This is a genomic window from Pseudomonas putida, assembly GCF_050989985.1.
GTDB classification, from domain to species: domain Bacteria; phylum Pseudomonadota; class Gammaproteobacteria; order Pseudomonadales; family Pseudomonadaceae; genus Aquipseudomonas; species Aquipseudomonas putida_AI.
This window is the reverse complement of record NZ_CP158815.1, coordinates 4,329,922-4,343,871: the sequence shown is the minus strand read 5'-3', so window position 1 is coordinate 4,343,871 and position 13,950 is coordinate 4,329,922. Positions and strand designations below refer to the sequence as shown.

General features: G+C 62.4%; 12 protein-coding genes. 2 read left to right on the top strand and 10 right to left on the bottom strand.

The annotated features are described in order from the left end of the window. Positions 1–97: 97 nt before the first annotated feature. Complete coding sequence (locus ABTV29_RS19780) at positions 98–1,108, bottom strand: zinc-dependent alcohol dehydrogenase family protein (protein WP_433766373.1); 1,011 nt, start codon at positions 1,106–1,108, stop codon at positions 98–100. Beyond that, on the bottom strand, positions 1,105–2,214 hold the full coding sequence (locus ABTV29_RS19775) for an alkene reductase (protein ID WP_433766372.1): 1,110 nt from the start codon (positions 2,212–2,214) through the stop codon (positions 1,105–1,107). Before ABTV29_RS19775 ends, ABTV29_RS19780 begins: the two co-directional genes overlap by 4 nt. Positions 2,215–2,324: 110 nt before the next feature. On the opposite strand from ABTV29_RS19775, the gene ABTV29_RS19770 reads away from it, so the two are divergent. Beyond that, positions 2,325–3,245, top strand: a complete 921-nt coding sequence (locus ABTV29_RS19770; protein WP_433766371.1) for a LysR family transcriptional regulator — start codon at positions 2,325–2,327, stop codon at positions 3,243–3,245. A gap of 92 nt (positions 3,246–3,337) precedes the next feature. Here ABTV29_RS19770 and ABTV29_RS19765 read toward each other — a convergent pair whose 3' ends face one another. The 5 genes from ABTV29_RS19765 to mmsB all read right to left on the bottom strand — a co-directional run bounded on the left by ABTV29_RS19765 (position 3,338) and on the right by mmsB (position 8,826). Beyond that, complete coding sequence (locus ABTV29_RS19765) at positions 3,338–3,937, bottom strand: TetR/AcrR family transcriptional regulator (RefSeq protein ID WP_433766370.1); 600 nt, start codon at positions 3,935–3,937, stop codon at positions 3,338–3,340. 32 nt (positions 3,938–3,969) lie between these two features. Continuing rightward, entirely contained in the window at positions 3,970–5,598 is a 1,629-nt protein-coding gene (locus ABTV29_RS19760; RefSeq protein ID WP_433766369.1) for a methyl-accepting chemotaxis protein, read from the bottom strand. Positions 5,599–5,674: 76 nt separating this feature from the next. Continuing rightward, on the bottom strand, positions 5,675–6,826 hold the full coding sequence (locus ABTV29_RS19755) for an acyl-CoA dehydrogenase family protein (protein ID WP_433766368.1): 1,152 nt from the start codon (positions 6,824–6,826) through the stop codon (positions 5,675–5,677). Positions 6,827–6,844: 18 nt separating this feature from the next. Further along, on the bottom strand, positions 6,845–7,933 hold the full coding sequence (locus ABTV29_RS19750) for an enoyl-CoA hydratase/isomerase family protein (protein ID WP_433766367.1): 1,089 nt from the start codon (positions 7,931–7,933) through the stop codon (positions 6,845–6,847). A 2-nt stretch (positions 7,934–7,935) separates the two neighbouring features. Then, positions 7,936–8,826, bottom strand: a complete 891-nt coding sequence (gene mmsB / locus ABTV29_RS19745) for a 3-hydroxyisobutyrate dehydrogenase (protein ID WP_433766366.1) — start codon at positions 8,824–8,826, stop codon at positions 7,936–7,938. On the opposite strand from mmsB, the gene ABTV29_RS19740 reads away from it, so the two are divergent. Beyond that, on the top strand, positions 8,825–8,950 hold the full coding sequence (locus ABTV29_RS19740; RefSeq protein ID WP_433766365.1) for a hypothetical protein: 126 nt from the start codon (positions 8,825–8,827) through the stop codon (positions 8,948–8,950). The two genes, mmsB and ABTV29_RS19740, sit on opposite strands and share 2 nt — an antisense overlap. On the opposite strand, the gene ABTV29_RS19735 is transcribed toward ABTV29_RS19740, so the two are convergent. From ABTV29_RS19735 to ABTV29_RS19725, 3 genes are all read right to left on the bottom strand, one after another. Continuing rightward, complete coding sequence (locus ABTV29_RS19735; RefSeq protein WP_433766364.1) at positions 8,937–10,445, bottom strand: CoA-acylating methylmalonate-semialdehyde dehydrogenase; 1,509 nt, start codon at positions 10,443–10,445, stop codon at positions 8,937–8,939. The two genes, ABTV29_RS19740 and ABTV29_RS19735, sit on opposite strands and share 14 nt — an antisense overlap. Before the next feature lie 102 nt (positions 10,446–10,547). Continuing rightward, positions 10,548–12,251: an AMP-binding protein gene (locus ABTV29_RS19730; RefSeq protein ID WP_433766363.1), complete on the bottom strand. Its 1,704-nt coding sequence runs from the start codon at positions 12,249–12,251 to the stop codon at positions 10,548–10,550. A 267-nt stretch (positions 12,252–12,518) separates the two neighbouring features. Then, complete coding sequence (locus ABTV29_RS19725) at positions 12,519–13,769, bottom strand: OprD family porin (protein ID WP_433766362.1); 1,251 nt, start codon at positions 13,767–13,769, stop codon at positions 12,519–12,521. Positions 13,770–13,950 lie beyond the last annotated feature (181 nt).

Sequence of the window (13,950 nt, the reverse complement as noted above, 5' to 3'; positions counted from 1 at the left end):
CAAAGGCGGTCTCTCAGGTTATGTTGCTTTTTGCGCCATAGCCGTCATTAGCCGTTTTATGTTTGAAAGCATCGCGGTGTGGCCAACCCTCTCCACATCAGAAGGTGATTACGATCTTTCCAAACTCCGGCCCCTTGAGTTGCTGGGCGAAGGCATCCCTGGCATTGCCAAAGTCAAAGCGGTGTCCAATCAGCGGGTGGATTTCTTTTCGTTCGATGAAGGTATTCATCTCCTCGAACAATTGCCGTGAACCGACACGCACGCCGCGTACAGTGACCGTACCGCCAAGAATAAGCATTGGGTCAATCTTTCCGATCGGATTGATCAGGCCAACCAAATGCACCGTACCTTCACGCCGAGTCGCGAGAATGGAGCGCTCCAGCGTATCAGGACCAACAGTCTCGATTACGTGATCAACGCCTTTCCCGCCGGTCAGTTCGCGTGCTTTTTTATGCCAGTCCGGATCGCCTTGATAGTTGATCAAATGATCCGCCCCGGCTGCAGCGGCGCGAGCCAGCTTGGCGTCGCTGGAAGACGTGACAATGGTTCGGGCGCCAAGCGCTCTGGCAAATTGCAAGGCGAACAGGGCCACGCCGCCGGTACCCAGAATCAGCACTGTTTGCGCAGGGCGTACCTCGCGCACGGCATTCCAGGCTGTCACCGCGGCGCACGGTAGCGTGGCGCCCTCTTCGTAAGACAAATTCCGGGGGAGCGCCACCAATCCTTCCTGGTGGAATACTCGATATTCCGTCAGCGTGCCGTCAATTCCGTGACCAAGCGTCGTGCTCGAATTGGCGGCGTGATCGCCCAGGGGGCCATACAGCCAGTCCTGCACAAAGTTACCTGCCACGCTATCGCCCACTGCGAAGCGATTTACCCGTTCACCCACCGCTACGACTTCGCCTGCACCGTCGGATAGCGGCACGGTGGGGCGAGGCAACTGAATACCCTGTGCGCCAGCCAGGTAGAAATTGTCCTTGTAGTTGAGTGATGCGGCGCGCATCCGGACCAATACTTCATACGAACCGATGGCAGGCACGGTCTCGGTAAACAGTTGCAGGGAGTCCAGGCTTGGCGCGGTCAGCCGATAAGTTTGGGACGTCTTCATGCTTGAACCTCCTCGGCGTGTTGTTCGGCCAGAGTTGGGTAGTCGGTATAACCTTGCGATCCGCGTGAGTAAAACGTCGCGAAGTCGGCGCTATTCAAAGGGGCGCCGGCCTGCAATCGATTGACCAGATCCGGATTGGCCAGGAATGGCCGACCGAAGGCAATAAAATCGGCGTCACCTCTTTCCAGTGCGCTTGCTGCACTGGCCTGGTCGAAACCGCCTGCCAATACGAGCGGACCCTTGAAAGCGTTGCGCATGGCGTCACGCAGGCCGACGGGCAGCGGCGGCAGCCCCATCGACTCTAAGTTCACCAGGTGCAGGTACATGAGGCCGAAGCTGGAAAGTTGCCGGGCGAGCTCGACATATTGCGCGTCCATTTCAGCAAAGTTGAATGCACCGTTCGCTCCACTGTGGGGCATGAAGCGGATGCCTACACGCGCTGCGCCGATGGCGGCCACCACCGCCTGGACTACTTCCAGAATGAAACGGTTGCGTGCGGACGAACTGGCACCGTATGCATCAGTGCGTTGATTGATGGTTGCATTGAAAAAGGCATCGAGCAGATATCCGCCACCGGCATGCAGCTCCACACCGTCAAAACCGGCTTCAATGGCGAGGCTCGCGGCTCGTGCAAACTCCGCGATGGCCACCTGAATGTCGCTGACACTCATTGCGCGAGGCATGGAGGGGGTCTGCATGCCTTGTGCGTCAGTATGGATGTCACCGGGTGCGCGCTCCCCGCCAGGGCCAAGCACTTGTGCACCGATGGGCAAATTGGCGACATGCGCCATACGGCCGGCGTGCATTAGCTGAAGGACAATCTTGCCTCCCTTGGCATGCACGGCGGCGGTGACCTGCTTCCAGCCCTGTACGTGGGCGCCATTGAATAAGGCTGGCATCCGCGCGTAGCCCAGGCCGTTCGGTGAGGGGGAGGTGCCTTCAACGATGATCAGTCCCGCGGCTGCGCGCTGCGAGTAATACTCGGCCATCAACGCGTTGGGGGTGTTGGCTTCGGTTGCCCGGCTACGTGTCATCGGCGCCATGACGATGCGGTTCTTCAAAGACAGTTCGCCGAGCCGCGCCGGGTGATGCAAAGAGAGGGTCATTACAGGCTTCCTGTGTAAAAGGTGCGCGCAATGGTAGGTCGGGAGTTATTATGGAAAAAGATGAAGTAATGACATGTACTCGTGCATTTTTGGGATAATTGATCTTGGACTTGAATGACATTGCCCTGTTCGTTCACGTGGTACGTGCGGGCAGCTTTGCAGAGGCCGGGCGACGGTTGGGTATTCCGCCCAGCACTGGCAGTCGTCGTCTGCAAGCGCTGGAACGCAGCGTCGGCGTACGCTTGCTGCAGCGCTCGACGCGCCGTTTGGCACTGACAGATGCTGGCCAGGCCTTTTTTGCACAGTGCGCAGAGCAGATCGATGCACTGAACCAGTCTGCCCAGGATCTGGCAGACAGCAGCAAACAACCGAGCGGCCGGGTTCGCGTGGCAGCCGGCGTGGACTTCTTGAACTGGTTTCCCATGGAGTCGATTGCCGATTTCATGGCCAGACATCCCGCGGTGCGAGTGGAGTTTGTGCTGAGCGATGCTCGCGCCGACTTGCTTGCTGACGGAATTGATGTCGCCGTCAGGTCCGGCAAAATGGTGGAGCCAATGCTGGTGGCAAAGGAAATCGGCTGGATTGATTGGCGTATGGTTGCCAGCCCTGACTACTTGTCCACTCATGGAACACCGAACAGTGCGCAGGATCTGACCCGACATGAATGCATCACGCTGCCGTCGATGGGAAGCTCTCCGGTCACATGGCGGTTGCGTGGTCCGGATGGCGCGATCGAAGTGCCCGTCAACAGCCGCTTTCAGGTGAACACGCAGCAGGCTCAGTTAGGTGCTGCGCTGGCGAATCTGGGTATAGCGCTGGTGCCGTCTCTAACCACGCTCGCCTATCTGGAACGAGGAGTATTGAAAGAGGTTTTGCCCGGATATAGCCACGCCGCAGGCGTCTACTTTGTATTTCCCAGCAGGCGCCACATTCCCCGGGCTGTTAGCGCGTTTACGGAGTTTGCCAGTACTGTCCTGTTTGAGCGGGGCATGGTTCTGCCTTCTCGGCATCAACGTTCGCAGAGTTCTTGACGGTTTTTGCCGGGGAAGTGATCGCTCAGCCAATGGGACGTAGCGCAGGAGGATAAGAGATCCAGGGGCTGCTCCTGGCCGCTGGCCCTCCATCACGAAGTCGCCTGCAACGCACCCTGCAAGGTGCTCATGACAATTTCATGCAGCAACTTGCGGCGTGCCGCCTTGCTTGCCTGGGATTCTGCGACCCAGGCGGGGAGTTGGTTGAGCAGGGAAACGATGCCGCTCAAGGTCGCGCGGCGGGTGAGGGTCGCCGGTACGCCGGTGAGCTGCTCTATCGTTTCCACCAGGTGCTCTTCATAGCGCCGGCGCAAGGCCTGGATCAAGGCATGTTGCTCGCTGTTCAGGCAATGAAGGTCGTACTCCGCCAGGCGGAAATGCGCTCCCATGCTTTCATGCAGCAAGAGGTGCGCTTCCAGCAAACGCTGCAAGCGTACCGCGGGTGTGGATTTGCGCCGGCTCACCTGGCTGGCGCCATGAAGTAACTGTTCGTAGAGCTCCTCGATCAGTTCGAACAGCAGTGCCTCCTTGCTTTCGATGTGGTTGTAGATGGAGCCGGCCTTGATGCCCAGGTAAGCGGCCAGGTCGCGCATGCTGACCTGGCTGAAACCGGACCTTGCAAAGAGCAGCAGGGCTTTTTCGCGTGTTTCCTGGAAGCGCGAGTGTTGAGCTTGTTCAGCGGCGACAGTCATGGAATCCATCCTCCCGGCGTTGCTCATCCAGCTCATACGCGAAACTGCCCCAATAGCCGATTGAGCTGGCCGGCCAGTTGGCCCAATTGCTGGCTGGCCTCGTTGGACTGGTCTGCCGCCAGGGCATTTTCGTAAGCCAGCGAGGCTGCGCGGGTGACATTCTGGTTGATGTCCTCGACCACATGGGACTGCTGCAGGGTGGCACTGGCAATCGAGGCGTTCAGTTCAGTGAGGTTGCGCAGCGCCGTGATGACCAAGTGCAGGCTTTCGCCGGTTTCGCGGGCCTGTTCCACGGTCTGTTGGGCTGCCTGGCTGCTTGCGGTGATGACATTGACCGCCGCTTCCGAGTTGCCTTGCAGGCGTTCGATCATGCCCTGAATCTGCGCGGTGGACTGCTGGGTACGCTGGGCCAGCAGGCGCACTTCGTCGGCTACCACGGCGAAGCCGCGACCCTGTTCGCCGGCACGTGCCGCTTCAATGGCGGCGTTCAGCGCCAACAGGTTGGTCTGCTCTGCGATGGCGCGGATCACTTCCAGCACTGTGCCGATCTGGGTGCTTTCCCGGGCCAGGCTCTGGATCACTTCGACGGCCTGGCCGATGGTCTGGGACAACTGGTCGATCTGGCGCAGGCTGCTGTCGATGTTGTGCTGGCCCTTGCAGGCCTGCTCATCGGCCTGGCGGACTTCGTTGGCGGCATGCTCGGCGTTTTTCGCCACCTCCTGCACCGCATAGGAAACCTCGTGAATGGCGGCGGCCACCAGTTCCATCTGCTGTGACTGCTGCTGGCTGTGGCGTTGGCTGTTGCTGGCAATTTCGCCGAGCGATTGCGAGGCATTGTCCAGGCTGTCGGCGGTCTGCATGGATTGGCCGATCACGGCGCGCAGCTTGCTGGTGAACGCGTTGAAATGGCCGCTCAGGGCGGTCAGTTCATCGCGCCAGTGACTGTCCAGGTGATGGGTCAGGTCGGCTTCGCCGCTGGCGATGTTCTCCATTGCGTTGACCACTTTCGTCAGTGGCGAGGCGATGCTGCGGGCAATCAGCAGGATCAGCGTGCTCAGCAGCAGGGCGATCGTCACCACGATGACGAAGGCCTGGATCAATTGGCGGCGGAACTCGACTTGCACGTCGTCGACGTAGATGCCCGAGCCCACAATCCAGCCCCAGGGCTTGAACAATTCGACGTAGGAAACTTTTTCCACCGGCGCCTCGGAGTCCGGCTTCGGCCAGCGGTAGTGCACCAGGCCGGAGCCGTCGCGTATGGCCACGGCCACCATCTCGTCGAACAGTGCCTTGCCATCCGGGTCGCGGGTGCCCGACATGCGCTTGCCCTCAAGCTTGGCATTGGGATGCATGACCATGCGGGTGTCGAGGTCTTCGATCCAGAAATACTCCCCTTTGTCATAGCGCAGGTCGCGTATGACCGCTCTGGCCTGTTGTTGCGCTTGCTCACGATCCAGACCCTGGCCTTCCAGATTCTGGAAGTGGCGCAGCACGCCGCTGGCCGTCTCGACCACGTGACGGGTTTTCAGCGCCTTGGCCGCATAGAGGTCGTCGTAGTTTTGCTTGAGCATCAGGCCAGCGAGCGTCAGCAGCATCAGGATGGACGTCAGCAGGATCAACCATAGGCGACGGCTGATGGGAATATTGCGCAGGCCGGGCATGGGCAACTCCAGAAGGGGCGGAAGAAAGGGCGGAACAAGGAGCAGCCGGACGCGGCAGGCGCGTCCGGCCAACGGCTCAGAGCGTGTAATGGGCCAGCTCGCGGGCGATCAGCAGGCGCTGGACCTCACTGGTGCCTTCGTAGATCTGGGTGATGCGCGCATCGCGGTAATAGCGCTCTACCGGGTAGTCCTCCAGGTAGCCGTAGCCGCCATGGATCTGCATGGCGCTGGAGCACACGCGCTCGGCCATTTCCGAGGCGAACAGCTTGGCCTGCGACGCCTCTGACAGGCACGGTTGCCCGGCACTTTTCAGGCGTGCGGCATGCAGTACCAGCAAGCGGCTGGCGTTGAGCCGGGTGTGCATATCCGCGAGCAGGTTGGACACGCTCTGGTGCTCGATGATCGGCTTGCCGAACTGGACACGTTCGCGGGCATATCCCAGCGCGGCCTCGAAGGCGGCGCGAGCGATGCCCAAGGCCTGGGCGGCGATACCGATGCGACCGCCTTCCAGGTTGGACAGGGCAATGGCCAGGCCCTTGCCGCGCTCGCCCAGCAGATTGGCCTCGGGGATCACGCAGTTGTCGAGGGTGACCGCGCAGGTATCGGAGGCCTTGATGCCCATCTTGTGTTCGCTGCGGTCCACCACGAATCCTGGGTTGTCGGTCTGGACCAGGAAGGCTGACAGCCCCTTCTTGCCCAGCTCCGGGTCGGTAACGGCGAAGACAATGGCCAGCTTGGCGCGCCTGCCGTTGCTGACGAACTGCTTGGCACCGTTGAGTACCCACTGGCCGTCGCGCAGTTCGGCGCGGGTGCGCAGGTTGTGGGCTTCGGTGCCGGCCTGTGGCTCGGTCAGGCAGAAGCAACCGATCGCCTGGCCGCTGGCCAGAAACGGTAGCCAGCTGTCTTGCTGGGACGGGCTGCCGTATTTCAGCAGGGGGCCGCAGCCCACGGAATTGTGGATGCTCATCAAGGCGCCGAGGGCACCGTCGCCGGCCGAGATTTCCTCCACGGCCAGGGCATAGGCCACATAGTCGGTATAGCTGCCACCCCAGGTGTCCGGCACGACCATGCCCAGCAGGCCCAGTTCACCCATCTGCACCACCACGGCGTCATCGATCCAGCCTGCCTTCTCCCAGGTCTGGGCCTGCGGTCCGACTTCGCTGCGGGCGAAGTCGCGGGCCATGTCGCGGATCATGCGTTGTTCTTCGGTCAATTCGATATCGTGCATTGCGTAGTCTCCTGCCGATCAGGCGGTGCGAAGAGGAGGGGCGCAGGCTGGCTGGAAGCCGCTGAAAAAGGCCTGCACCCGCGGGGGTGCCAGCTCTGCCAGGGTTGGCGGATTCCAGCGGGGGCTTTTGTCCTTGTCGATGATCAGGGCGCGTATGCCCTCCATCAGGTCGCCCTTGTCGAACCACTGGTAGTCCAGGTGCAACTCAAGGGCAAAACAGTCGGCCAGGCTCAGGTAGCGACCGCGACGCAACAGCTCCAGTGTGGTGGCCATTGCCAGCGGCGAGCGACTGTCGAGCAGCTCCACCGTCTGTTCGGCCCAGTCGCGCAGCTCCGGGCGCTGCTCGCGCTGCAGCGCGGTGCGAATTGCCGGCACATCAGGGAGCGCGAAATATTCATCGATCACATCGCGATAAGCCTTGAGCTCAGAGCCCGCAATACGCTCGGTGGCCAGGCCGTCGAGCAGGTCTCGCAGGTCTTCCTCAGGCGCTGGGGTCCAGTCCAGGTGATCCAGGGCGGCATCCAGTTCCGCCAGTCGCTCGCTGGACAGGCAGTAGTCCGCCAGATTGGCATAGAGCGCATCGGCGGCGCGTACCTGGCAGCCTGTCACCCCCAGATAGATGCCCAGCTCGCCTGGAAGGCGCGGCAGGAAATAGCTGCCGCCGACATCGGGGAAAAACCCGATGCCGACTTCCGGCATGCCCATCCGCGTGCGCTCGGTGATCACCCGCAGGGAAGCCGCCTGTGCCAGCCCCATGCCGCCGCCCAGGACAAAACCGTCCAGCAGCGCCAGCACCGGCTTGGAGTAGCCATGCAGGTATTCGTCAAGGGCGTATTCCTGCTCCAGAAACAGCTCGTGCAGGTCTTCACCGGCCTTGTGACTGTCGTACAGCATGCGGATGTCGCCACCGGCACAGAAGGCTTTTTCGCCGGCGCCACGGATGGTCACGGCGACGATTTCGGGGTCTCGTTCCCAGACCCACAGGTGCCGGCAAAGCAGTGTCACCATGGTCAGATCCAGGGTGTTCAATGCGCTCGGTCGATTCAGTGTCAGGTGGCCGATGCGGTTGCGCACGCTGGCCAGCACCGGGGCTTGCTGCTCGCTCATGCTCAGGCTCCTGCGCGGAACAGTTTGATGATTGCGGAGAAATCCAGGCCGCCATTACCTTGCAGGCTGAAGGTCTGGTACAGCTGCTGGGCGGCAGCACCGAGCACCACTGGCTGACGGGCATGTTTGGCGGCTTCGGTGGCCAGGCCGAGGTCCTTGAGCATCAGGTCAGTGCCAAAGCCGCCGCTGTAACCTCGCGAGGCTGGTGCGTTTTCCAGCACGCCGGGGAACGGGTTGTTGATCTCCGAGCTCCAGCAGCGACCGGTGGAAGTGCCGATGACACCGGCCAACACCTTGGCATCCATGCCCAGGGCCACACCCAGGGCCATGGACTCGGCAACCCCGACCATGGAGATGCCGAGCAGCATGTTGTTGGCGATCTTGGCCACCTGGCCGTTGCCTGCCGCGCCGCAGTGCACGATGTTCCTGCCCATGGCCGAGAGAATCGGCAGGGCATGGTCGTACACGCTGACCGGGCCGCCGACCATGAACGTCAGGGTGCCTGCCGTGGCGCCGCCGGTGCCGCCGGATACCGGTGCGTCGAGCATCGGGTTGCCTTGGGCAAGGGCGAATTTGGCCACCTCGCGGGCACTGAGCGGGTCGATGGTCGAACTGTCGATCAACAGCACGCCTTGGCTGATGTTGGCCAGCAGACCGTCCTTGCCGCGATACACCTGCTTCACGTGATCGGCGGTCGGCAGCATGGTGATGATGGCCTCGACCCCGGCCTTGGCCACGGCGGCGGGCGAGTCGGCGGCGCTGGCGCCGGCTTCCACCAGGGCGGCGACCGCCTGGGGGAAGGGATCGAAGACGGTCAGGCTGTGGCCAGCCTTGAGCAGGTTGCGGGCCATTGGGCCGCCCATGTTGCCGAGGCCGAGAAATCCGATGTGCATGATGACTACCTTTTGCGAGTGGGGACGCGCCATTGCGCATTGCCCGGTAATGTCGGGGTACCGCACCGTCGAGCGTCTGGCGGCCGACGCCGTGCGCCGGCCGCCAGCGATCATTTCAGGGTGATGGTGGTGTTCACGGAGCCGCCGGTGTCATCCTCGTCGAACCAGCGCTGGGTGACCGTCTTGGTCTGGGTGTAGAAGGTCACCACTTGCTTGCCATAGGGCCCCAGGTCGCCGAGCTTGGAGGCGCGCGAACCGGAGAAGGAGAACAGCGGCACCGGCACCGGGATCGGCACGTTGATGCCCACCTGGCCGACGTCGATTTCTTCCTGGAAGTGACGGGCCGCCGCGCCGGAGCGGGTGAACAGGGCGGTGCCGTTGCCATTGGGGTTGGCATTGATGATCTCGATCGCCTCGTTGAGGCTGGCGGCGTGCATCACGCACAGCACCGGACCGAAAATCTCTTCGCGGTACACAGACATCTGCGCAGTCACGCCGGAGAAAATGGTCGGACCGACGAAATTGCCGTCCTGATAACCCGGCACGCTCGGGTTGCGTCCATCCAGTTCGAGCCTGGCGCCTTCTTCGATGCCACTGGCGATCAGGCCGTTGACGCGATCCAGCGCGGCGCAGGAGATCACCGGGCCGATATCGGTGCCCGGTTCGGTGCCGCCATTGATCTTGAGGGTCTTGGTCCGCTCGATCAGGTCCGGCAGCCAGGCCTGCGCTTCACCCACCAGAATCACCACCGGCAGGGCCATGCAGCGCTGGCCGGCGGCACCGAAGGAGGCGCCCAGCAGGTTGTTCAAGGTTTGTTGTTTGTTGGCATCGGGCAGGACGATCGCGTGGTTCTTCGCCCCCATCATGCACTGCGCACGTTTACCGTTCTGGGTGGCGCGGTTGTAGACATGGGTGCCGACTTTGGTCGAGCCAACGAAGGACACGGCCTTGATGTCCGGATGGTCACAGATCAGGTTCACCGCATCGACGCCGCCGTGGATGACGTTGAGCACGCCCTTGGGCACACCGGCCTCCACAGCCAGTTCCACCAGGCGCATGGTCACCAGCGGGTCTTGCTCGGAAGGCTTGAGGACGAAGGTGTTGCCGGTGGCGATGGCCATCGGGAACATCCACAGCGGGATCATCGCCGGGAAGTTGAACGGGGTAATGCCGGCGCACACGCCCAGCGGCTGCATCAGGGTGTAGGTGTCGACGCCGTTGGCGACGTTGTTGGCCAACTCGCCCATCTGCAGGTTACCGATTGAGGTCGCGTGCTCGACCACTTCCAGGCCGCGGAACACATCACCTTCGGCATCGGGCAGGGTCTTGCCCTGTTCGGCGGTGAGCAGGGCGGCCAGCTCCTTGATGTTCTCGCGGATCAGTTGCTGGTACTTGAAGAAGATTCGCGAGCGGGCGCCGATCGGCGTCTTGCGCCAGGTCTTGAACGCTTCCCTGGCGCTGGCCACGGCGGCGTCCATTTCCTCGGCGGTGGCGAAGGGTACGCGAGCCAGGACTTGCTGGGTGGCCGGGTTGACCACGTCACGCCACTGCGTGGTGCGTGACTCGACGAATTCGCCGTTGATGAGGAGCTTGACGGTTGGAATGCTGGAAGAGGTCATTTTCGGGGCCTGCCTGCTTTCTTTGGGGCGAGTGAAACCCCTCGGCCTGGTCGGCCGAGCGGTCGGATTTGAGTTCAGGAGGGCCGGCTTGCCGGCCCGGGTTCAGCCCTTGAGCTGGGGAAAGTCTTCTTCGAAGTACTCTTGAGCGCCGCGCGCGTCGCTCTGGCGGCGCTGTGTTTCCATCTGCCGCAGTTCGACCCGGCGGATCTTGCCGGAGATGGTCTTGGGCAGCTCGGTGACGAACTCGATGCGTCGCACCCGTTTGTAGGGTGCCAGGTGCTCGCGGGCAAAGGCGAGGATGTTGCCGGCCAGCTCGGCGCTCCCCGGTTCGTCATGCGCCAGGATCAGAAACGCCTTGGGCACGGCCAGGCGCACAGGGTCCGGGCTTGGCACCACGGCGACTTCCATCACCGCCGGGTGCTCGATCAGCGCGCTTTCCAGCTCGAAGGGACTGATGCGGTAGTCGGAGGCCTTGAACACATCATCGGCGCGGCCGACAAAGGTGATGTAGCCGTCCTCGTCGATCTGCGCGGTGTCGCCGGTGCGGTAGTAACCGTCGCGCATCACTTCGGCGGTTTTTTCCGGGCTGTCTTCGTAGCACAACATCAGGCCCAGTGGTCGCACGTCCAGTGGCAGGGCCACTTCACCTTCATTGCCGGGTACGCCATCGGGGTCGAGCATGGTCACCCGGTAGCCCGGTAGCGGACGGCCCATGGAGCCGGGCTTGAGCGGCTGGCCGGGCGTGTTGCCGACCAGGGCGGTGGTTTCCGACTGGCCGAAGCCATCGCGCAGTGGCAAGTTCCAGGCATGCAGGATCTGCTCGATGATTTCCGGGTTCAGCGGTTCACCGGCGCCCACCAGTTCGCGCAGGTTCAAGCGCTCTTTGTAGCTGGCCAGGTCTTCCTGGATCAGCATGCGCCACACAGTGGGCGGGGCGCACAGGCTGGTGACGCCGTAGCGCTCCAGGACGCCGAGCAGGGCCGGGGCGCTGAAGCGCGCGACATTGTGGATGAAGATGCAGGCGCCGGCGTTCCACGGTGCGAAGAGGCAGCTCCAGGCGTGCTTGGCCCAGCCCGGTGACGAGATGTTCAGATGCAGGTCGCCCGGTTGCAGGCCGATCCAGTACATGGTCGACAGGTGGCCGACCGGGTAACTCTGGTGACTGTGCAGCACCATCTTCGGCTTGGAGGTGGTGCCCGAAGTGAAGTACAGCAGCATCGGGTCGGTGGCCAGGGTGCGGCCCTCGGCTTCGAACTGCTCGGAGTATTCGCTGGCGGCACTGTGCGGGTTCCAGCCTGCGGGGGCCGAGCCGACACAGATGCGGCTGCAGCCTTCAGCCAGCCCGACGAACTTGTCCACGTGCGCGCTGCCGACCACCAGATGGCGAACATGGCCACGTTCGATGCGGTCGCGCAGGTCATCGGGGGTCAGCAGGGCGGTGGCGGGGATGACCACGGCGCCGAGCTTGAAGGCAGCCAGCATGGTCTCCCACAGGGCGACGTCATTGCCGAGCATCAGCAGGATGCGCTCGCCGCGGCGCACGCCGAGGTCACGCAGGTGATTGGCCACCTGGTTGGAGCGTAAGGCCAGTTGCTCGAAGCTATAGCGCTGTTCGCTGCCGTCTTCTTCGACTATCCACAGCGCGTTGGCCTGGTTGCCCTCGGCCATCGCATCGAAGTAATCCAGTGCCCAGTTGAACTCGTTGAGCTGCGGCCAGCGGAAGTCACGCGTGGCAGTGGCGTAATCGGTACGGTGGGCGAGCAGGAAGTCTCGAGCGGCAAGGAAGGGTTGGCAGTTGCTGTTCATTGGAGTCTCCCGAGAGCCGTGCGGGTACTTGATAGCGGGGAGACGGCGGCAAGCATGGATGTCTTCACGGTGGGTGCCCTTGGTTGTTTTTGTTGGGTCTGAGCCGGTTCATGACCAGGCTGTGGAACCCAGTATAGGCATGCAAAAATCAATTAAAAATGCTCATAAAAACCGGTGCGTTGTGCAAAAAAGTCATGGTTGTGGCACGTCGTTCGGGAGCCGCTCGCCCCGTCAAACGAGGCGAGCGGCAAGCGTCTTGCGGGCGATTTACCAGAGCGCCAGGGTGTAGCTGAGGATCAGGCGGTTCTCATTGAGGTCGCTACCGAAATGGCTGGTGCGCACGGTTGCGTTGCGCCACTTGAGACCGACGTTTTTCAGGGGACCGTCCTGCACCACATAGCCGATGTCGGTGTCGCGCTCCCATTCGCGGCCATCGGGCTTGCCGGCGCCCAGATCGATGTTGTCGCCGGACAGGTAGCGGGTCATGAAGGTCAGCCCGGGAACGCCGAGCGCAGCGAAGTTGTAGTCGTAGCGCGCCTGCCAGGAACGCTCCTGCTTGTTGGCGAAGTCACCGATCTGCACGAAGTTGACCAGGAAAGCATCGCTGCCGTTGACGTAGGCGAAACCGGTATCGCCGCTCATGCGCTGGTAGCCGAGACCGAAGGCATGGCCGCCGAGTGAGTAGGTGAACAGGGCACCCAGGGCTGTGTTGTCGACGTTGCTGGTGCCGTCGTCGGTTGAGCGGGCGTAGCGCAGGTCGCTCTTGAGCGACTGACCCTCGCCCAGCGGCAGCACCTGGACCAGGTTGAGTTGGTGCTGGTGGTAGAGATCGTCCAGGCCACCGTAGCTGTAGCTCGTGTTCAACCGCTCGTTCCACTGGTACGCCAGGGTGGCGAAATCGAAAGCATTGCTGCGCACCTGGCCGCCGACGATGCCTTTGGCACCGGTGGTGGTGATCGCCATCTTCTCGTAGTCCGAGGAGTCGCGCTGGTTGACCCGATCCAGGTGTCCGGCATCGATGGTCAGGCCCTTGATCTCCTGAACGTTCAACTGGCCGCCGCGAAAAGTTTGTGGCAACAGACGCGAGTCATTGGCCAGCAGGACCGGTAGCTTGGGTGTCAGGGTGCCGAGTTTGAGCACAGAGCTGGAAGCCTTGAACTTGGCGGTCAGGCCCAGTTCGCCGTATTCGTCCTTGGCGCGCCTGGGTGACTGGCTTTCGCGTTTGAGCAGGCCGGAGCCGGCGCGATCGGGGCTGGAGTCGAGCTTGACGCCGAGCAGGCCGAGGGCGTCGACGCCGACGCCGATGGTGCCGTCGGTGTAACCGGACTCGTAGCGCATCAAAAAGCCCTGGGCCCATTCTTCTTGCATGGACTGGGGGGCACCCACCTGACGGAAGTCACGATTGAAGTAAAAATTGCGCAGCTCCAGTCTGGCCTTGCTGTCTGCGAGGAAGTCAGCGTGGGCTTGGGTGGCAAGGCTGCTGCCTGCCAGGAACAGGGGTAAAAGGGTGGGTTTCATTGCATGCCTCTTGTTGTTATGAGTAGGTGTTGTTCTGGACAAGCCGATCCCGCACTGGCCAAGGCCGGTGGAGGGAGGGCTCGTTGGAGTTGCCCTGCGCCAGGCGGCGCAGGGCGGGAGTAAAAAAGCGCGAAGCGAAGGAGCGAATTCGCGCTCGGGGCGGTTGACCCCGCAAAGCTGT

Bases quoted from the DNA above. Each gene is read 5' to 3' on its own strand.
- ABTV29_RS19780 (WP_433766373.1), bottom strand. From the start codon at position 1,108: ATGAAGACGTCCCAAACTTATCGGCTGACCGCGCCAAGCCTGGACTCC.
- ABTV29_RS19775 (WP_433766372.1), bottom strand. From the start codon at position 2,214: ATGACCCTCTCTTTGCATCACCCGGCGCGGCTCGGCGAACTGTCTTTG.
- ABTV29_RS19765 (WP_433766370.1), bottom strand. From the start codon at position 3,937: ATGACTGTCGCCGCTGAACAAGCTCAACACTCGCGCTTCCAGGAAACA.
- ABTV29_RS19760 (WP_433766369.1), bottom strand. From the start codon at position 5,598: ATGCCCGGCCTGCGCAATATTCCCATCAGCCGTCGCCTATGGTTGATC.
- ABTV29_RS19755 (WP_433766368.1), bottom strand. From the start codon at position 6,826: ATGCACGATATCGAATTGACCGAAGAACAACGCATGATCCGCGACATG.
- ABTV29_RS19750 (WP_433766367.1), bottom strand. From the start codon at position 7,933: ATGAGCGAGCAGCAAGCCCCGGTGCTGGCCAGCGTGCGCAACCGCATC.
- ABTV29_RS19740 (WP_433766365.1), top strand. From the start codon at position 8,825: ATGATGACTACCTTTTGCGAGTGGGGACGCGCCATTGCGCATTGCCCG.
- mmsB (WP_433766366.1), bottom strand. From the start codon at position 8,826: ATGCACATCGGATTTCTCGGCCTCGGCAACATGGGCGGCCCAATGGCC.
- ABTV29_RS19735 (WP_433766364.1), bottom strand. From the start codon at position 10,445: ATGACCTCTTCCAGCATTCCAACCGTCAAGCTCCTCATCAACGGCGAA.
- ABTV29_RS19730 (WP_433766363.1), bottom strand. From the start codon at position 12,251: ATGAACAGCAACTGCCAACCCTTCCTTGCCGCTCGAGACTTCCTGCTC.
- ABTV29_RS19725 (WP_433766362.1), bottom strand. From the start codon at position 13,769: ATGAAACCCACCCTTTTACCCCTGTTCCTGGCAGGCAGCAGCCTTGCC.